The organism is Helicobacter pylori (assembly GCF_009689985.1).
Classification (GTDB): domain Bacteria; phylum Campylobacterota; class Campylobacteria; order Campylobacterales; family Helicobacteraceae; genus Helicobacter; species Helicobacter pylori_CG.
In genome coordinates this window covers 146,024-164,713 of record NZ_QBAW01000005.1, presented here as the reverse complement: position 1 = coordinate 164,713, position 18,690 = coordinate 146,024, and the positions used below count along the sequence as shown (strand labels likewise).

At 39.3% G+C, this 18,690-nt stretch carries 19 protein-coding genes and 1 pseudogene; 17 read left to right on the top strand and 3 right to left on the bottom strand.

Annotated elements, in window-relative coordinates:
• The first annotated feature begins 351 nt into the window (after nucleotides 1–351).
• Entirely contained in the window at nucleotides 352–495 is a 144-nt protein-coding gene (locus tag DBU79_RS07795; RefSeq protein ID WP_167599592.1) for a hypothetical protein, read from the top strand.
• A 321-nt stretch (nucleotides 496–816) separates the two neighbouring features.
• Here DBU79_RS07795 and DBU79_RS05420 read toward each other — a convergent pair whose 3' ends face one another.
• Nucleotides 817–1,548 carry an NYN domain-containing protein gene (locus DBU79_RS05420; RefSeq protein WP_064437453.1) on the bottom strand — a complete coding sequence of 244 codons (732 nt, stop codon included), beginning with the start codon at nucleotides 1,546–1,548 and terminating at the stop codon, nucleotides 817–819.
• Nucleotides 1,549–1,677: 129 nt separating this feature from the next.
• Between DBU79_RS05420 and ruvC the strand changes: the two genes are divergently transcribed.
• Entirely contained in the window at nucleotides 1,678–2,151 is a 474-nt protein-coding gene (ruvC, locus tag DBU79_RS05415; protein WP_058338072.1) for a crossover junction endodeoxyribonuclease RuvC, read from the top strand.
• Here the strand turns inward: ruvC and DBU79_RS05410 are convergent, their stop codons facing one another.
• Nucleotides 2,152–4,527 (bottom strand): TonB-dependent receptor, encoded by a 2,376-nt coding sequence (locus DBU79_RS05410; RefSeq protein WP_154411780.1) that lies wholly within the window; start codon nucleotides 4,525–4,527, stop codon nucleotides 2,152–2,154. It lies immediately after the preceding gene.
• Between the two features lie 316 nt (nucleotides 4,528–4,843).
• On the opposite strand from DBU79_RS05410, the gene DBU79_RS05405 reads away from it, so the two are divergent.
• The 3 genes from DBU79_RS05405 (at nucleotide 4,844) to DBU79_RS05395 (ending at nucleotide 7,687) form a co-directional block, all read left to right on the top strand.
• Complete coding sequence (locus tag DBU79_RS05405; RefSeq protein ID WP_154411779.1) at nucleotides 4,844–6,361, top strand: catalase; 1,518 nt, start codon at nucleotides 4,844–4,846, stop codon at nucleotides 6,359–6,361.
• A 150-nt stretch (nucleotides 6,362–6,511) separates the two neighbouring features.
• Nucleotides 6,512–7,387, top strand: a complete 876-nt coding sequence (locus DBU79_RS05400) for a twin-arginine translocation signal domain-containing protein (RefSeq protein ID WP_154411778.1) — start codon at nucleotides 6,512–6,514, stop codon at nucleotides 7,385–7,387.
• An 84-nt stretch (nucleotides 7,388–7,471) separates the two neighbouring features.
• Nucleotides 7,472–7,687 carry a hypothetical protein gene (locus DBU79_RS05395; protein WP_001206619.1) on the top strand — a complete coding sequence of 72 codons (216 nt, stop codon included), beginning with the start codon at nucleotides 7,472–7,474 and terminating at the stop codon, nucleotides 7,685–7,687.
• 57 nt (nucleotides 7,688–7,744) lie between these two features.
• Here DBU79_RS05395 and DBU79_RS05390 read toward each other — a convergent pair whose 3' ends face one another.
• Nucleotides 7,745–8,074 carry a zinc ribbon domain-containing protein YjdM gene (locus tag DBU79_RS05390; RefSeq protein ID WP_154411777.1) on the bottom strand — a complete coding sequence of 110 codons (330 nt, stop codon included), beginning with the start codon at nucleotides 8,072–8,074 and terminating at the stop codon, nucleotides 7,745–7,747.
• Between the two features lie 268 nt (nucleotides 8,075–8,342).
• Here DBU79_RS05390 and cdh point away from each other — a divergent pair.
• The 12 genes and pseudogenes from cdh (at nucleotide 8,343) to gmhB (ending at nucleotide 18,689) form a co-directional block, all read left to right on the top strand.
• Nucleotides 8,343–9,160, top strand: a pseudogene (gene cdh, locus DBU79_RS05385) (CDP-diacylglycerol diphosphatase).
• Nucleotides 9,161–9,362: 202 nt separating this feature from the next.
• Nucleotides 9,363–11,519, top strand: a complete 2,157-nt coding sequence (gene flgE, locus DBU79_RS05380) for a flagellar hook protein FlgE (protein WP_079294914.1) — start codon at nucleotides 9,363–9,365, stop codon at nucleotides 11,517–11,519.
• 58 nt (nucleotides 11,520–11,577) lie between these two features.
• Entirely contained in the window at nucleotides 11,578–11,931 is a 354-nt protein-coding gene (hypA, locus tag DBU79_RS05375; RefSeq protein ID WP_000545282.1) for a hydrogenase/urease nickel incorporation protein HypA, read from the top strand.
• 3 nt (nucleotides 11,932–11,934) lie between these two features.
• Nucleotides 11,935–12,396, top strand: coding sequence for a nickel-binding protein Mua (gene mua, locus DBU79_RS05370; RefSeq protein ID WP_154411775.1), 462 nt, complete (start codon nucleotides 11,935–11,937; stop codon nucleotides 12,394–12,396).
• Complete coding sequence (lpxB, locus tag DBU79_RS05365) at nucleotides 12,396–13,478, top strand: lipid-A-disaccharide synthase (RefSeq protein ID WP_140477084.1); 1,083 nt, start codon at nucleotides 12,396–12,398, stop codon at nucleotides 13,476–13,478. The genes mua and lpxB overlap by 1 nt, the downstream gene beginning before the upstream one ends.
• Before the next feature lie 40 nt (nucleotides 13,479–13,518).
• Complete coding sequence (gene greA / locus DBU79_RS05360) at nucleotides 13,519–14,013, top strand: transcription elongation factor GreA (protein ID WP_154411774.1); 495 nt, start codon at nucleotides 13,519–13,521, stop codon at nucleotides 14,011–14,013.
• Complete coding sequence (gene dut, locus DBU79_RS05355) at nucleotides 14,003–14,440, top strand: dUTP diphosphatase (protein ID WP_000694155.1); 438 nt, start codon at nucleotides 14,003–14,005, stop codon at nucleotides 14,438–14,440. Before greA ends, dut begins: the two co-directional genes overlap by 11 nt.
• Nucleotides 14,437–15,093, top strand: a complete 657-nt coding sequence (locus DBU79_RS05350; protein WP_000022994.1) for a hypothetical protein — start codon at nucleotides 14,437–14,439, stop codon at nucleotides 15,091–15,093. Before dut ends, DBU79_RS05350 begins: the two co-directional genes overlap by 4 nt.
• Nucleotides 15,094–15,097: 4 nt before the next feature.
• Nucleotides 15,098–16,774 (top strand): plasminogen-binding protein PgbB, encoded by a 1,677-nt coding sequence (gene pgbB, locus DBU79_RS05345; RefSeq protein WP_154411773.1) that lies wholly within the window; start codon nucleotides 15,098–15,100, stop codon nucleotides 16,772–16,774.
• Between the two features lie 4 nt (nucleotides 16,775–16,778).
• A complete protein-coding gene (locus DBU79_RS05340; protein WP_154411772.1) occupies nucleotides 16,779–17,450 on the top strand; it encodes a type III pantothenate kinase in 672 nt (223 codons plus the stop codon).
• Nucleotides 17,441–18,178, top strand: coding sequence for a sulfite exporter TauE/SafE family protein (locus tag DBU79_RS05335; protein ID WP_154411771.1), 738 nt, complete (start codon nucleotides 17,441–17,443; stop codon nucleotides 18,176–18,178). Before DBU79_RS05340 ends, DBU79_RS05335 begins: the two co-directional genes overlap by 10 nt.
• Nucleotides 18,165–18,689 carry a D-glycero-beta-D-manno-heptose 1,7-bisphosphate 7-phosphatase gene (gmhB, locus tag DBU79_RS05330; RefSeq protein WP_154411770.1) on the top strand — a complete coding sequence of 175 codons (525 nt, stop codon included), beginning with the start codon at nucleotides 18,165–18,167 and terminating at the stop codon, nucleotides 18,687–18,689. The genes DBU79_RS05335 and gmhB overlap by 14 nt, the downstream gene beginning before the upstream one ends.
• Nucleotide 18,690: the final 1 nt, after the last annotated feature.

The window sequence follows — 18,690 nt, the reverse complement described above, 5'->3', positions numbered from 1 at the left end:
ACAAAACTTAATAACCTATACAAAAATTATAGTGTTTTATGGATTGTTATAGGATTTTAGTTGCTGTTTGTAGCCCTCTAAGGGGCAACCATAGGTTGAGTTCCTATAGCGATGTCTGTAAAGATGCTACCATAAAAACCTTAGCAAAGCCAAATAACGACCTAAATCTTTTCAAGGAGAACGCAAGGAGAATAAATGAAAAACAAAAAACGATGTTAAAGCAGAGATTGACAAGGCAGACATTATCCACTCTTTCATTCCGCAGGATAGCTGAAAATGCTAAAAAGCAATGAGTGGGCTACCATTGAAACTATAAAACAAAAAATTGAAAAAGTCAAGGAGTAAAGAAAGATGATTAAAAAGCCTCACCCACTCAGTCAAAAAGAGAAATCTTTTTCGTTAGGGACTTTTGGCACACATACGGCTAGCTTTAAGTGTTTTTATCAAGTTTATCAAGGTTTAGAGCAGAGGTTTTCTAAACCAAGGCTTGAATGATAGGAAAGGTGAGACCTTAAATAATAGGTGGGTTATTACAAGCTATGAAGCAGATAAATCAAGGAATGGGCTAATTGAGTCGCCTTTAGCACCAAATTACAAGGGGAAAGATACTAATCCCCTAAACCTTGATAACCCCAATCCTACCACAAAAGAATAAGCAAGGCAATAAACTACCCAGACTTACCCATTCAGTATGAGAAAAATAAGCCTAAAAACCCCTTTAAAAATTCTGGCTTTGTTCTGATCAAATGCCAATAATTGAGTTTTTAAAAAATGATTTTTTAAACTCTATAAAAATGAAATAACCCTTTTTATGGTTTAGTTTAAAGCCCAGTTGGTTTTAGTGAGATTTTCTCTGATTGAAAAAAGCTTGTCTTTAACTTCGTTGCTGCTCAATTTCCTCACTTTATCCGAATTGTATTTCAAATCCTGGCTAAGGAGAGACAATCGGTTAGACAAATCGGCAATATCCACCCTTAGCCCCTCATCTCTAGCTAATTTGAGCGCGGGGATTAAATCCGTATCTTTTGAAAATATAAGAATCCTATCGGCTATTTTTTTAAAGGCTATTCTTTGAATGTCAAGACCCATGAGCATATCCACCTGCTTTTGTTCTAATAACGCCCTATAACTCCCATCAAACTCCACTCTTATTGCGTTTAACTTAGTCCTCCCCAACCTCAATTCTACTTGATCCAATGAAGCTAGATCGTGTTGGAAATTTTCCACATCGCTATAAATCTTCTCCCATTTGGTCGCTTCACTGCTTTGTAAGATTTCTTCAATGTCGCTGCTGGTGAAGATTTTCATTTCTGTTCCCGGATTTTTTTCATTTTGGAGGGTGTCATTCCTCTTATCCCATAACGCATGTTCAAAATCAAAGGGTGGGGTGGTATAAAAGTAAATACGACTGATCTTCTCATCATCTAGTAAAAAAGCCCTAATGGTAACGATCACATCTAAAGCGATATTATAATTAACGCATTTTGTTTGTTTAATATCGCGCCTGAAATTCTCCCAATCCACTAGTATGATTGTGTTTGCTTTCATTTATTGCTCCCTTATTTACATGCTAAATTTTTAAAAGTTCTTAATGCAATCTTGTATTTTGCGCTAACAAGAAACATGGATATAATAATAGCGTTTTTTAAACCTTGCGATAAATAACAGGAATGGTTGATGCGTATTTTAGGAATAGATCCGGGCAGTAGGAAATGCGGGTATGCTATCATTTCTCACACTTCTAACAAGCTTTCTTTAATCACGGCCGGGTTCATTAACATCACCACGACACGCTTGCAAGAACAGATTTTAGACTTGATAGAAGCCTTAGATTGCTTATTGGATCGTTACGAAGTCCATGAAGTAGCGATTGAGGATATTTTCTTTGGGTATAACCCTAAAAGCGTGATCAAGCTCGCGCAATTCAGGGGGGCGTTGTCCTTAAAGATTTTAGAAAGGGTTGGTAATTTTAGCGAATACACACCCCTACAAGTCAAAAAAGCCCTAACCGGTAACGGGAAAGCCGCTAAAGAGCAAGTAGCCTTTATGGTCAAACGCTTGCTTAACATCACAAGCGAAATCAAGCCTTTGGATATTAGCGATGCGATAGCCGTCGCTATCACGCATGCACAACGCTTAAAGCTCCACTAACTACCATTTGTAAGCCACTTCAAAGCGCGCGTTAAACCCGGGTTCTGCGATCGCTCTTTTAATAGCGTCAGTGCCTGGCATATCCGGACTCATGATATAAGGGCTTGTTTGATCCACATAGAATTTGTTGAAAACATTATTAAACACGGCTGAAAGCAACAAACCTTTCCAGCGGCTTTTGGTTTTAGGACTCCAATTGATATAAAAATTACTCACGCCATAGCCCGGTTTATGCATATGCACTAACCCTAATTGGGATCCGCATTTGGCTAAATCGGTAGGGGTTTTGGGTTTTTCAGCCGTTCCGTAATCAGGCAAGTAAATATCAAACCCGCAATAATCTAAACCGGTAACAAAACGGCTAAGCCATGCAAGATTGATCCCTGTTTTGGGAATGGTGTAATCCAATTTAATGATAAAAACATTACCGGTGCTTGCGGCAAGCTCATAGCTGTCTGCCATTAAATACCCCCTAGTGGTGGGCCAAGTGCGTGAGATCCCCACATTCAAACTCACGCCCTTGTATTTGAAAGTCCCACCCACTTCATAGCCATAAATCCTAATCGCTTGACTCAAATTGGTTACAATCAAATTTTGCGCGTATTGTGAGATGAAATTATCCAAAGCTTGATAAAACGCCGCAGCCCTCCCGCTAAAATACTGGCTTGAATAATCAATATTAAATTCAGCGTTAGAGCCCACTTCAGGCTTGATATTTTTAGCGTATCTTAAATCGTTTTGGCGCATATACACGCCATCTCCTGGCATAACCCCCCTTGTAACTTGAGAATAAGTGATTTTTAACGATAAAGGCTCAATGGGGCTGATCACAAGAGCTGCACTAGGGCTAAAGCCTTGAGTGTAGCGGTGGTTCCAGTCTTTATCATAAAGCGTGTATGCGTCCCACCTTACCCCGGCTCCAAAAGTGATGATTTTATGAGGCGAGTAATTCGCTTGCACATAGCCTCCATAAATATTCCCGTTCGCTTTCCCTCTTTGGCATAAAGTAGGGTCATTGGGGTTATTATCCACAAGAGAGCAAGCGATTTGTTTTTGTCCTTTATCATCAGTATAAACTTGATTAGGCCTGTATAATTCTGATTTAGGGATGCGAGCGTCAAAAACGCTTAAATTTTGGTAGTTGAATCCATATTCAAAAAGGCTGTCTGTGGCTTCATCAATCACATGCGCGACTTTAAGGTTTAAGCCGGTGTTGTTTAAAAACAAATCCCTAGGCTGTGAACTTGGTTTATCCACATCTGAAAAGCTTGGGGTGCAATACCCGCCTTCAACGCATGGGTAATTTTCTCTTTCCCATGCGCTCGCTAAAGAAGTGGGGAATCTAGCATAAACGCCATTAGGATCAAATAGGGGATCAAACTTAGCGTTTCTAATGCTTGTATAAAGGGTAAAATCTAATCGTGGGTCGGCAAAAGAATTTCCCGCTTCTCTTTTATATTGTAAGGAAAGATTGTTGGCGGTATTGACGGAGTGATACATATATCTTGTGAAACTATCCAACACATTAGGACACCCTTGAGAACTATCAGGGCTAAAAGGGGCTTCACAAGGATAGGCTAACCCTATAGCGTTACTCCTTAAAGGGCGTGTAGCGTTATCTCGTGTCATGTTCCAGCTGAAAGTGAGCGTGTCTCTGTCGCTCAAATAACCATTCATTTTAACTAAAGCGTTGTTTTGCTCGCTGGGAGTTCCTGGCTCTTTATCGGCTTGTGTGGGTTTGAAAAGGTTTTTTGTCGCTGTAGCACCGCTTCTATAATAGAAAATGTTTTGGTGCGTGTAGTAAGCGATAATATCAAAATGCGCACTTTGATAAGCCGATCTGAAAGTCTCTCTGTCCCCAAAATTGGTATAAAAACTCACCGCCCCACTGGCTGCATAACTGCGCCCTTTTGGGATAAAATCAGCCGCTCCTTTAGTCTCCATTTTAATCACTCCTGCGATCGCTCCTGGCCCTGCACTCGCATTCGCCGCACCTTTGGTAACTTCAACGCTTTTGAGCATGCCAGGGTCAATCACGGTGTTACCTTGGTGGTGGTAGATATTGCCATTTTGAGCAGCCCCATCCACCGTAACCCTTAAAAGCCTGTCTTCAATGCCTCTCACATAGATTTTCTGCCCCATCACGCTCCCTCCGCCCACATTCACATCAGGGTTAGTCCTAAACAAGTCCTTGACTTCATTGCTTTGGCGTTGATCTAATTCTTTAGAAGTTACTTTAAACTCATTGTTGTAAGTGAAAATCCTTTTAGCTTGGGTGGTAACCTTGCCTAGAGTGTGATCCGCGCTATAGCAAGTATCAGCGAGTAGGGGGAAACATAAAGCGTATCTAAGCTTTGGGTATGATCTTAAAAACATCAAACAACTCTCCTTAATCTGAAAATTTAAAAAATAAAAATTAAAAAAAACAAAATCCATCAAATGCATTGAGATAGAATAATATGATAATTATTATTAAAACTAGATTAAAAATAAAATTTTGTTTTTAATCTTTCTTATTTTCATTAATTGTTACAAATAGAAATACTTAAGGGGGTTTTTTATTCTTAAAAAAAAGATTTTTTAAGGAAATTGAATCTTGTTAGTCTTTGTATAACAAATTATGTGATAATCACCACAAGTAATCGGCTTGGTGTCAGATTACGAAGATTTAAAATCAAATAAAGGAAAAAAGATGGTTAATAAAGATGTGAAACAAACCACTGCTTTTGGCGCTCCCGTTTGGGATGACAACAATGTGATTACGGCTGGTCCTAGAGGTCCTGTTTTATTACAAAGCACTTGGTTTTTGGAAAAGTTAGCGGCGTTTGATAGAGAAAGGATCCCTGAAAGGGTAGTGCATGCTAAAGGAAGCGGAGCTTATGGCACTTTCACTGTGACTAAAGACATCACTAAATACACTAAAGCGAAAATTTTCTCTAAAGTGGGCAAAAAAACAGAATGCTTTTTCAGATTTTCTACTGTGGCTGGTGAAAGAGGCAGTGCGGATGCGGTAAGAGACCCTAGAGGTTTTGCGATGAAGTATTACACTGAAGAAGGTAACTGGGATTTAGTAGGGAACAACACGCCTGTTTTCTTTATCCGTGATGCGATCAAATTCCCTGATTTCATCCACACTCAAAAACGAGACCCTCAAACCAATTTGCCTAACCACGACATGGTGTGGGATTTTTGGAGTAGTGTTCCTGAAAGCTTATACCAAGTAACATGGGTTATGAGCGATAGAGGGATCCCTAAATCTTTCCGCCACATGGATGGTTTTGGCAGCCACACTTTCAGTCTCATCAACGCTAAAGGCGAACGTTTTTGGGTGAAATTCCACTTTCACACCATGCAAGGCGTTAAGCACTTGACTAATGAAGAAGCCGCAGAAATCAGAAAATATGATCCTGATTCCAATCAAAGGGATTTATTCGATGCGATCGCTAGAGGGGATTACCCAAAATGGAAATTGAGCATTCAAGTGATGCCAGAAGAGGATGCTAAGAAGTATCGATTCCATCCGTTTGATGTAACTAAAATTTGGTATCTCCAAGATTATCCATTGATGGAAGTGGGCATTGTAGAGTTGAATAAAAATCCTGAAAACTATTTCGCAGAAGTGGAGCAAGCGGCATTCACTCCGGCTAATGTCGTTCCTGGAATTGGCTATAGCCCTGATAGGATGTTACAAGGACGCTTGTTCTCTTATGGGGACACACACCGCTACCGCTTAGGGGTTAATTATCCTCAGATACCGGTCAATAAACCAAGGTGCCCATTCCACTCTTCTAGCAGAGATGGTTACATGCAAAACGGATACTACGGCTCTTTACAAAACTATACGCCTAGCTCATTGCCAGGTTATAAAGAAGATAAGAGCGCGAGGGATCCTAAGTTCAACTTAGCTCATATTGAGAAAGAGTTTGAAGTGTGGAATTGGGATTACAGAGCTGATGATAGCGATTACTACACCCAACCAGGTGATTACTACCGCTCATTGCCAGCTGATGAAAAGGAAAGGTTGCATGACACTATTGGAGAATCTTTAGCTCATGTTACCCATAAAGAAATTGTGGATAAACAATTGGAGCATTTCAAGAAAGCTGACCCCAAATACGCTGAGGGAGTTAAAAAAGCTCTTGAAAAACACCAAAAAATGATGAAAGACATGCACGCAAAAGACATGCACCACACAAAAAAGAAAAAGTAACCCTTTTCTTTGAGCGTTCTTATTTTTTAGGAACGCTTTGTCTTTCAAAATTTAGGTTTTTGGATACTTATCAATCCTTTGGGGTTGGTGGTGTGTCCTACTTTTTCATTCATTTAACGAATTTAAAAATTACAATAAAGAGTTATAGTTATGAAACGAAGGGATTTTATTAAAACGACTGCTTTAGGCGCTACAAGTGCTGTTTTAGGAGCACAGATTTTGCAGGCAGAAGAAAGCAAAGGGAGTGTTGCAAAATATAAAATAGAAGCTCAATACAGCATTGATTTTGATTCTGCAGAACACACTTCACTTTTCATTCCCATGCCGAGTATTGTAGCGAGCAATGTGTATTTACAAGGCAATCATGCTAGCTATAAAAGCATGCTCAATTTTGGAGTGCCTTATTTGCAAGTGGATTTTTTAAAAAGCGCTCAAAAAAAACAAGCCCATTTGTCTTACGAGATCGCTAGCTATCAATTGAATGAGCGTTTGTTTGAAACGAGCGATTTTGTAGCAATGGGGCGTTATGAAAGAGACGATGCGAGCGTGGCTAACATTGCCAACCAGCTCAAGGGAACAACCCCCAAAGAAAGCGTCCGTAATTTTTATGCGTTCATCAAGCATGACATGCCCAAGAGACAAAAGGCTTTAGAGGGTAAAGAAAATTTGCCTAAACGCGAGAGTTTGCCTTGGTTTGCGACTATTTCACAAGAGAGCATGTTTGTGTCCTTATGCCATGCGTGTGGGATTAAAAGTGCTGAAGTGCAAGGCTTGAAATTGGCTCAAAACAGCGTGGTGGAAAACGCTTCTAGGGTAGAAGTATATTTGAAAGATTCATTTCTAGCGTTTGATTTTCAAAATAACCACAAGGGAGTCTTTATCCCGTTGAATCGTCATAAAGACATGCAGTTAGATTCTGCCTTATTGGCGACTTTTGGCGATGCCTTTGCCCTTGTAGATGGTAGGGATTTAGGCAATTACGAGAGCAAACTTTTTGAAAAAAGAGTGTCCTATACGATTGTCTAAAGGCATGAGATTTAGGAATATTCCTTGATAGCGGGCTTTCCTTTTTAGGGAGAGTTTGCGAAAAGGGTTTAAAGGGTTATCTTTATGCGAGAATTTCTTAAGAAACTTTGCGGAGAGTATAAATCCAAGCTTTTTGGGATTTATTGGCTTAGGTGGATGTTGAGTGCGTTGGTGATGTTGCCTTTTATGGAGATTTTCTATTATTTCAATTTTCCGTTGTGGCTCAATCTTTTCTTAGGGCAAACCATTGGAGCGGTGATTTTTTTCAAGCTGGATAAGTTGATTTTTTCTAAAAAATGATTTTTACAAGCTTAAAAAGTCGCTAAGCTTTTCTTACTCTTAAGTTTTTGTATTTTCCTAAGCTTTTTTGAGGAATTCAGATTTTAAAGACAAACTCTGCCCTTCCACTTTACAATCCACATTGTGATCGCTATTGACAAGCTTGATATTTTTGATTTTGGTGCCTTTTTTAAGCACTAAAGATGAACCTTTAACTTTTAAATCCTTAATGAGAATGACCGAGTCCCCATTTTGTAAAAGATTGTTATGGCAATCTTTAACGATCAATTTTTCATCATTAGCTTCATTTTCATTCCATTCATACAAACAGCTAGAGCAAACCAGTTGCGCGCCATCATGGTAGGTGTAGGCGTCGTTGCATTTAGGGCATGGGGGTAAATCTTGCATGATAGTTGTCCTTATTGTGGTATCAGTATAATGATATTACCTAAATCAAGGTTATAAAACGCTTTATTGTGATAAGTATCAATCCCATAAAATCGCATGACGAAAAATTATCACCTGCTTATCGCAAGCTATTTAATATTTTAAAAAATTCTTTTAGCATTTTTAATGCCATCAATTTAAGTTTTTTCTGGTTAGTGTTCAAAAAGCTCTTTTGAGAAATAGGTTACTAAAAGTTACTAATAAGTTAAAATTCGTTAAAATAATCATAATGATTAGAGCTTTTAACCACTATTGTAGAAAAATAACAAGAGGGTTTGTAAAAATTCCCATTAAAAACAAGGAGCAAAAAAAATGAAAAAAGCGGGCTTTCTTTTTTTAGCGATGATAGCTATCGTTGTTATGAGTTTAAACGCTAAAGATCCGAATGTGTTGCGTAAGATTGTTTTTGAGAAATGTTTGCCTAATTATGAGAAAAATCAGAATCCTTCGCCATGCATAGAAGTCAAACCCGATGCCGGCTATGTGGTTTTAAAAGATATTAACGGCCCGTTGCAATATTTGTTGATGCCAACAACTCACATTAGCGGTATTGAAAGCCCTTTGTTGCTTGATCTTTCAACGCCTAACTTTTTTTATTTATCCTGGCAAGCGCGGGATTTTATGAGTAAAAAATACGGCAAACCCATTCCTGATAGCGCGATTTCTTTGACGATTAACTCTCATAAGGGGCGATCGCAAAACCATTTTCACATCCACATCTCTTGCATTAGCCTTGAAGCGCGCAAACAGCTAGACAATAATCTAAAAAAAATCAACAGCCGTTGGTCGCCATTATCAGGTGGCTTGAATGGGCATAAATATTTGGCGCGTCGGGTAACAGAAAGCGAATTGGCGCAAAAAAGCCCCTTTATCATGCTTGCCAAAGAAGTGCCTAACGCGCGCAAACGCATGGGGGACTATGGCGTGGCGGTGGTGCAACAAAGCGATAACTCCTTTGTCTTATTAGCGACACGATTTAACCCATTAACTTCCAATCGCGCTTCAGCCGAAGAGATTCAAGATCATGAATGCGCGATTTTGCGTTAAGTTAGATTCTTAAGCTTGAGCGATAACTTTTAAAAAGCGTTATGGGGGTAGCGTTACAAAACCCCCTATTTACTTGTGAATTTGACTGATCTTTTTGATTAACAAAACTTAAAATCCGCAATCAATCATTCTAAAAAGCTATTTAGGAACAACTTTTGCTTTATTTTGCATAGATTGAATTTCTTTAAATTAAAGGATAACCATGCTTAGGTCTTTATGGTCTGGTGTCAATGGGATGCAAGCCCACCAAATCGCTTTGGATATTGAGAGTAATAATATTGCGAATGTGAATACCACTGGTTTTAAATATTCTAGGGCTTCTTTTGTGGATATGCTCTCTCAAGTCAAACTCATCGCTACCGCACCCTATAAAAACGGGTTAGCAGGGCAGAATGACTTTTCTGTGGGGCTTGGGGTAGGCGTGGATGCGACGACTAAAATCTTTTCACAAGGCAATATCCAAAACACAGATGTCAAAACCGATCTAGCGATTCAAGGCGATGGCTTTTTTATCATTAGCCCTGATAGGGGGATCACGCGCAATTTCACTAGAGATGGGGAGTTTCTTTTTGACTCGCAAGGGAGTTTGGTTACCACCGGCGGTCTTGTGGTGCAAGGGTGGGTGCGAAACGGGAGCGATACCGGCAATAAAGGGAGCGATACGGACGCTTTAAAAGTGGATAACACCGGCCCTTTAGAAAACATTAGAATTGATCCTGGAATGGTGATGCCAGCCAGAGCGAGTAACCGCATTTCTATGAGGGCGAATTTAAACGCTGGAAGGCATGCCGATCAAACAGCGGCGATATTTGCTTTGGATTCTTCAGCTAAAACCCCTTCAGATGGCATTAATCCGGTGTATGATTCAAGCACGAATCTAACTCAAGTCGCCGAAGACATGGGATCTTTATACAATGAAGATGGCGACGCTCTTTTATTGAATGAAAATCAAGGGATTTGGGTGAGCTATAAGAGCGCAAAAATGGTCAAAGACATCCTCCCTTCTGCAGAAAACAGCACGCTTGAATTGAATGGGGTTAAGATTTCTTTCACCAACGATTCAGCGGTGAGCAGGACTTCAAGCCTAGTAGCGGCCAAAAATGCGATCAACGCAGTCAAAAGCCAAACAGGCATTGAAGCCTATTTGGACGGCAAGCAATTGCGTTTGGAAAACACCAATGAATTAGACGGCGATGAAAAGCTTAAAAACATTGTGGTTACTCAAGCTGGGACCGGAGCGTTCGCTAACTTTTTAGACGGCGACAAAGATGTAACGGCTTTCAAATACAGCTACACGCATTCTATTAGCCCTAATGCGGATATTGGGCAGTTTAGGACCACTGAAGACTTGCGCGCCTTAATCCAGCATGACGCTAATATCGTTAAAGATCCTAGTTTAGCGGACAATTACCAAGACTCAGCCGCTTCTATAGGGGTTACAATCAACCAATACGGCATGTTTGAAATCAATAATAAAGACAATAAAAATGTCATTAAAGAAAATCTCAATATTTTTGTGAGCGGGTATTCTTCAGACAGCGTAACGAACAATGTTTTGTTTAAAAACGCCATGAAAGGGCTTAATACCGCTTCTTTAATTGAAGGGGGAGCGTCAGCGAGCAGTTCTAAATTCACCCACGCTACGCATGCGACAAGCATTGATGTGATAGACAGCTTAGGCACTAAACACGCCATGCGCATTGAGTTTTATAGGAGTGGGGGAGCGGAATGGAATTTTAGAGTGATCGTGCCTGAGCCTGGGGAATTAGTAGGGGGGTCAGCGGCTAGGCCTAATGTGTTTGAGGGAGGCCGTTTGCATTTTAATAATGACGGATCGCTTGCAGGCATGAACCCGCCTCTTTTGCAATTTGACCCTAAAAATGGCGCTGATGCCCCCCAACGCATCAATTTAGCCTTTGGTTCCTCAGGGAGTTTTGATGGGCTAACGAGCGTGGATAAGATTTCTGAAACTTATGCGATTGAGCAAAACGGCTATCAAGCGGGCGATTTGATGGATGTCCGCTTTGATTCAGACGGGGTGCTTTTAGGGGCGTTCAGTAATGGCAGGACTTTAGCACTCGCACAAGTGGCTTTAGCGAATTTCGCTAACGATGCGGGCTTACAGGCTTTAGGCGGGAATGTCTTTTCTCAAACCGGAAACTCAGGGCAGGCCTTAATCGGTGCGGCTAATACGGGGCGTAGGGGTTCGATTTCAGGATCTAAACTGGAGTCTAGTAATGTGGATTTGAGCCGGAGCTTAACGAATTTGATTGTGGTTCAAAGGGGGTTTCAAGCGAACTCTAAAGCGGTAACCACATCCGATCAAATCCTTAACACCCTATTGAATCTGAAGCAATAAACTAAAAGATTACTCTAATACAATATAATAGGGGCTAATTTAAAGATTAAGGTTTAGTATGCATGAATACTCGGTTGTTTCTTCTTTAATCGCTCTTTGCGAAGAGCATGCGAAGAAAAATCAAGCCCATAAGATTGAAAGAGTTGTGGTTGGTATTGGTGAAAGAAGCGCTATGGATAAGAGCTTGTTTGTGAGCGCGTTTGAGACTTTTAGAGAAGAATCTTTGGTGTGTAAAGACGCTATTTTAGACATTGTAGATGAAAAGGTTGAATTAGAATGCAAGGATTGTTCGCATGTTTTTAAGCCTAATGCGCTAGATTATGGGGTGTGTGAGAAATGCCACAGCAAGAATGTCGTTATCACTCAAGGCAATGAAATGCGTTTGTTGTCTTTGGAAATGTTAGCGGAATAACCGATGCAAGAAGAATTGAACGCTTACCAGCAAGAAATTAAAGACACTAGAGAAGTTTTAAAAAAAATCCGTTTGGAATTGAAGCAAGTCCAAGAAATCTTGCGTAAGAAAAAGAGCACCTTAAAAGGTTTGAAGCAAGAAATCTATCAAAAAAAATTAGAAAAAGAAAACTCCCGCTTAAACAAAGAAACACAAAATACACAAGAGGATGTGATTTTCCCTAAAGCCCTTGAAGAAGTGGAGATTTACACTAATGATAATCAGGTTATAATGGCAAAACCAAGCAAGCGCGTGTTTGATGAAGGGTTTTATTTGCAATACCGCAGCGTTTTGCGCGAAAACAGGCTTTTAAAAAACCATCTCTCTAAAAAAGATTTTGAAAATTCGTTACTCAAAATTGAATTAAGGGATTTGCATAAAGAAATCAAGCTCTATCAAGTCCAAAACCTTTTGAAAGACAAATAATGCCCACGATTTTAGTGAGCGCTTTAGAAGCGAGCTCTAATGCGCATTTAGAGGAATTACGCCGCAATTTGCCTAAAGATTATCGTTTTATTGGGGTGTTTGAAGGCAAAGAAGCGCTCTATAGCCCTAGAGAATTTTCTATCATGGGTTTTAGAGATGTGATAGGCCGTTTAGGGTTTTTACTCAAAGCCCACAAAGAAATGGTCCAATTAGCCAAACAAGCGGATATGGTGCTTTTAATGGATTCTTCTTCTTTCAATATCCCCCTAGCCAAAAAAATCAAAAAACAAGATCCGCATAAAAAAATCATGTATTATATTTTACCGCAAGTTTGGGCATGGAAAAAATGGCGTGCTAAAAGCCTTGAAAAATACTGCGATTTTTTGGGAGCGATTTTGCCTTTTGAAGTGGGCTATTACCAAAAAAAAGCCCAATATGTAGGACACCCTTTATTAGATGAAATTAAATACTATAAAAAAGATATTAAGGGCGAAACTTTAGTGTTCATGCCAGGAAGCCGAAAAAGTGAAATCGCTAAAATATTCCCTTTATTTGTCAAAGCGGCTCAAATTTTAGAACAAAACGAAGGGTTTAAAAGGCGTGTGTTGGTCGTGCCGAGTTTCTTTAAGGGGTTGGATTTGAAAGCCCTTTATGGAGAAGACATTAAATTATTTGAAATTTCTTATGATGCGCATAAGAGTTTGTTTGAAGCGGAGTTTGCGTTCATTTGCAGCGGCACAGCGACTTTAGAGGCCGCTCTGATTGGCACGCCTTTTGTGTTAGCGTATAGGGCTAAAACGATGGATTTTTTGATCGCTAGAATGCTTGTCAATTTGCATTATATAGGTTTAGCGAACATCTTTTATAACGCTTTAAATAATGAAACTCCAGGGCTTGGGGAGAGCCAATTACATCCGGAATTGATCCAGCATTTTTTGAGCGTAGAGGGCTTGTTAAAAGCGTATGAAGAAATGGATAGAGAACGCTATTTTAAAGAAAGTTTGAGATTAAGGGAATATTTAGCCAGTGGGAGCGCGAGAAAAATCGCTAATGAAATGGCTTTTTTGCTGAATTTAACTTAATTTTTACTATAATCTCTACTGAATAAGCTTAGGAGATTAAATGAATAAAGAACCTATGAGTATGCATGGATACAATAAAATTTGTGCGGAATTGAAGCAATTAAAAGAGGTGGAACGGCCTAATATTGTGAAAGAAATTGATATTGCTAGAGGGCATGGGGATTTGAAAGAAAACGCTGAATACCATGCCGCTAAAGAAAAACAACGCTTCATTGAAGCAAGAATCGTGGATTTAAGCGAAATTATCGCTAACGCTCAAGTGATTGATCCGAGCGTTTTATCCCATAATAAAGTGAGTTTTGGCAGCACGATTAAAATCCTTAATTTAGACAACGATAAAGAGTTTTCTTATACGATAGTAGGGAGCGTAGAGAGCGATCCGGCTAAAGGGTTAATCTCTTTTGGTTCGCCGATCGCTAAGAGCTTGATAGGTAAGAGTAAGGGCGATGCGGTGAGTATTCAATTGCCTAATGGCGAGAGCGATTTTGAAATTTTAGACATTTATTATAAAGAGATTTGTTTTGATGAAAATTAAAATCCAAAAAATCCACCCAAACGCCCTTATCCCTAAATACCAAACCGAGGGTTCTTCAGGCTTTGATTTGCATGCTGTAGAAGAAGTAATGATCAAACCTCATAGCGTGGGGTTGGTGAAAATAGGGATTTGTCTGTCTTTAGAAGTGGGGTATGAATTGCAAGTGCGCACTCGTAGCGGTTTGGCTTTGAATCATCAGGTGATGGTGTTAAATTCTCCTGGCACGGTGGATAATGATTATAGGGGCGAAATTAAGGTCATTTTAGCGAATTTGAGCGATAAAGATTTTAAAGTTCAAGTAGGGGATAGGATCGCTCAAGGGGTGGTTCAAAAAACTTATAAGGCCGAATTTATAGAATGCGAACAATTAGATGAAACTTCAAGGGGTAGCGGGGGGTTTGGTAGCACAGGAGTGAGTAAGGCATGAGCATTAAGGAAAATTTAGAGCAGGTTAAAAACGAATTTAAAAGCGATGAAAAGCTTTTAGAAGGGGCGTTTAGATTAGAAAAGTTTTTCAAACGCTACAAGTGGGTGTTGTTGTTTATCGTGGTGGCTTTCATCGCTTATTTAGGGGATACAAAATTGCAAGATTATAAGCATGAGCAGACTAGAGAGCGGATCACTCAAATTTATAATGAAGTGCTAGAGAGTCCTAATAATATAGCCTTGCAAAAAAGATTGAAAGAAGTCGCCCCAGAGTTGTATGACTTGTATCAGTTCGCCAGAGCGAGTGAGAGAAATGATGCAAATGAGTTTAAAAGGCTTTCACAATCTTCTAATGGAATCGTTAAAACATTTGCCAAATATTCTTACGCATCGCTCTCTAGAGATAAAAACTTGCTTGAAAAAAGCCCCATTCTCAAAGAAATGAGCGCTTTACAAGAAGTGAATTTGTTGTATGAAGAAAATTCTAAAGACGCAATTAAAAAAGCGCATCAAAGTTTATCAACTATCCCTCTAAGTTCTTCACTCTATGCTATAATCTCTGTTTTAAAACATTATGGAATGTTAGAAGATATTCAACAAAACCCTTCCAAACCAACTAATCTAAAAAAAGAAACCATTCAAGGAACGCATTGATTTAATGAACAAACCATTTTTAATCTTACTCATAGCCCTAATTGTTTTTAGCGGCTGTAACATGAGAAAATACTTCAAACCCGCTAAACACCAAATTAAAGGCGAAGCGTATTTCCCTAACCATTTGCAAGAAAGCATCGTTTCGTCTAATCGTTATGGAGCCATTTTGAAAAATGGAGCAGTTATAGGCGATAAAGGTTTAACGCAGTTAAGAATCGGTAAGAATTTCAATTATGAAAGCAGTTTTTTAAATGAGAGTCAAGGGTTTTTCATCCTTGCGCAAGATTGTTTGAACAAGATTGATAAAAAAACAAGCAAAAGCAAGGTGGCTAAGACTGAAGAAACGGAATTGAAATTAAAGGGCGTTGAAGCAGAAGTCCAAGATAAAGTCTGTCATCAAGTGGAATTGATTAGCAATAACCCTAACGCCAGCCAAAAATCCATTATTATTCCTTTGGAGACTTTTGCCTTGAGTGCGAGCGTTAAAGGGAATCTTTTAGCGGTGGTGTTAGCGGACAATTCAGCGAATTTATACGACATCACTTCTCAAAAATTGCTTTTTAGTGAGAAAGGTTCCCCAAGCACCACGATCAATTCTTTAATGGCGATGCCTATTTTTATGGATACGGTCGTGGTATTTCCTATGCTAGATGGGCGCTTGTTAGTCGTGGATTATGTGCATGGAAACCCTACGCCCATTAGAAACATTGTTATCAGCAGCGATAAGTTTTTTAACAATATCACTTACCTTATCGTAGATGGCAATAACATGATCGCTTCCACAGGGAAAAGAATACTCTCAGTAGTGAGCGGTCAAGAGTTCAACTATGATGGGGATATTGTGGATTTGCTTTATGATAAGGGGACTTTATACGTGCTCACGCTAGATGGGCAGATTTTGCAAATGGATAAGAGTTTGAGGGAATTAAACAGCGTGAAACTGCCCTTTGCTTCGCTCAATACCATTGTGTTAAACCATAATAAATTGTATTCTTTAGAAAAACGAGGGTATGTGATAGAGGTGGATTTGAATGATTTTAATTCGTATAATGTCTATAAAACGCCAACTATAGGCAGTTTTAAGTTTTTTTCATCCAATCGTTTGGATAAAGGGGTGTTTTATGATAAAAATCGGGTGTATTATGATCGCTATTATTTAGATTATAATAATTTTAAGCCCAAGCTTTATCCCGTTGTGGAAAAACCTGCATCTGAAAAATCTCAAAAAGGCGAAAAAGGGAACGCTCCTATTTATTTGCAAGAAAGGCATAAAGTCAAAGAAAACAAACAGCCTTTAGAAGAAAACAAAGTTAAGCCAAGAAATAGCGGGTTTGAAGAGGATGAAGTTAAAGCCAATCAACGCGGTATGGAGCCTATTAACAATCAAAATAACGCTAACAACGAAAACAAAGTAGGCAACGAAAACAAAGTAGGCAACGAAAATAACGCTACCCAACAAGGCGAAAACAAAAACGCTCCTGTTTCAAAAGAGAGTAACGCTTTTAAAGAAGCGCCAAAACTCAGCCCTAAAGAAGAAAAACGCCGCTTGAAAGAAGAAAAGAAAAAAGCCAAAGCCGAACAAAGAGCGAGAGAATTTGAACAAAGAGCGAAAGAGCAACAAGAAAGAGATGAAAAAGAGCTTGAAGAAAGAAGAAAAGCTTTAGAAATGAATAAGAAGTAAGCCTATGTCAGCTAGGCAATCTTTTACAGATTTGAAAAATTTGATTTTATGCGATATAGGCAACACGCGCATCCATTTTGCAAAAAACCATCAGCTCTTTTCAAGCGCTAAAGAAGATTTAAAGCGTTTGGGTATTCAAAAGGAAATTTTTTACATTAGCGTGAATGAAGAAAATGAAAAAGCCCTTTTAAATTGTTACCCTAACGCTAAAAATATTGCAGGATTTTTTCATTTAGAAACCGACTATGTGGGGCTTGGGATAGACCGGCAAATGGCGTGTTTAGCGGTAAATAATGGTGTGATCGTGGATGCGGGGAGCGCGATTACGATTGATTTAGTCAAAGAGGGCAAGCATTTAGGAGGGTGTATTTTGCCCGGTTTAGCCCAATATATCCATGCGTATCAAAAAAGCGCTAAAATTTTAGAGCAACCTTTCAAAGCCTTAGATTCTTTAGAAGTTTTGCCTAAAAACACTAGGGATGCTGTGAATTACGGCATGATTTTAAGCGTCATCTCTTGTATCCAACATTTAGCCAAAAATCAAAAAATCTATCTTTGTGGGGGCGATGCGAAGTATTTGAGCGCGTTTTTACCTCATTCTGTTTGCAAGGAGCGTTTGGTTTTTGACGGGATGGAAATCGCTCTTAAAAAAGCAGGGATATTAGAATGCAAATGATGCACAATTTGAGTTTTTTGGGCATGTTTTTAGCCGCTTTGAGCATGTCTTTAGGGCATTGTGTGGGCATGTGTGGGGGGATTGTGAGCGCGTTTAGTCAAATAAGATTTTCTAAAGTTACAAGCTTTTCTTACCAGCTCGCTTGCCATGCCCTTTATAATTTAGGGAGAATCAGCACCTACATGCTTTTAGGGGCTATAGTGGCAGGTTTAGGGCATAGTCTTAGCGTGAGCATGGGTTTTAGAGGTGTTTTATTCATCAGCATGGGGATTATTTTGATCGGTTTGGCGCTCTTGGGGGCTAAAGTGGAAAAATTAAGCTTTCAAATCCCTTTCATCTCTTTTTTGATGAAAAAAACCTTGCAATCTCAAAACATTCTAGGGCTGTATTTTTTGGGCGTGTTGAACGGGTTTTTACCTTGCATGATGGTGTATTCGTTTTTAGCGAGCGTGATTCTTGGTCATAGTGCGTTTATGGGAGCGATGCTAGGCCTTTCTTTTGGGCTTGGCACCAGCGTGCCGTTGTTTTTAATGGGGGTTTTTTTAAGCAAAATTTCTGTTTCTTATAGGAAATTTTTCAATCTTTTGTCTAAAGGTTTAATGGGGGTTTTTGGGCTTTATATTCTTTATATGGGAATCATGCTCATTAACCACCAAAACCCCCATGCGATGCATCATTCAAGCGAAACCACCCAACATGATCACAAGCGAATGCATGAGCACCACTAACAAAGCCCTTTTTTTGGACAGAGACGGCATTATCAATATTGATAAAGGCTATGTGAGTCAAAAAGAAGATTTTGAGTTTCAAAAAGGGATTTTTGAATTACTAAACCATGCGAAATCTTTAGGTTACAAACTGCTTTTAATCACCAACCAATCCGGGATCAACCGGGGCTATTACACCCTTAAGGATTTTGAAACACTCACTGAATACCTCCAAGAAAGCTTGCTTAAAGAATTAGGTTTTAATTTGGATGGCATCTATTTTTGCAGGCACGCTCCAGAAGAAAATTGCGCTTGCAGAAAGCCAAAGCCCTTTTTGATTTTGCAAGCCGCTAGAGAGCATCAAATTTGCTTGGAGCAATCTTTTATGATAGGCGATAAAGAGAGCGACATGTTAGCCGGCTTGAACGCTAAAGTTAAAAACAATCTTTTATTGGCCACAAATTTTTTAAAAACTTCTCATTCTTGGATACAATGCAAAGATCTTAAAGAGATGATCCATTGGATTAAATAAG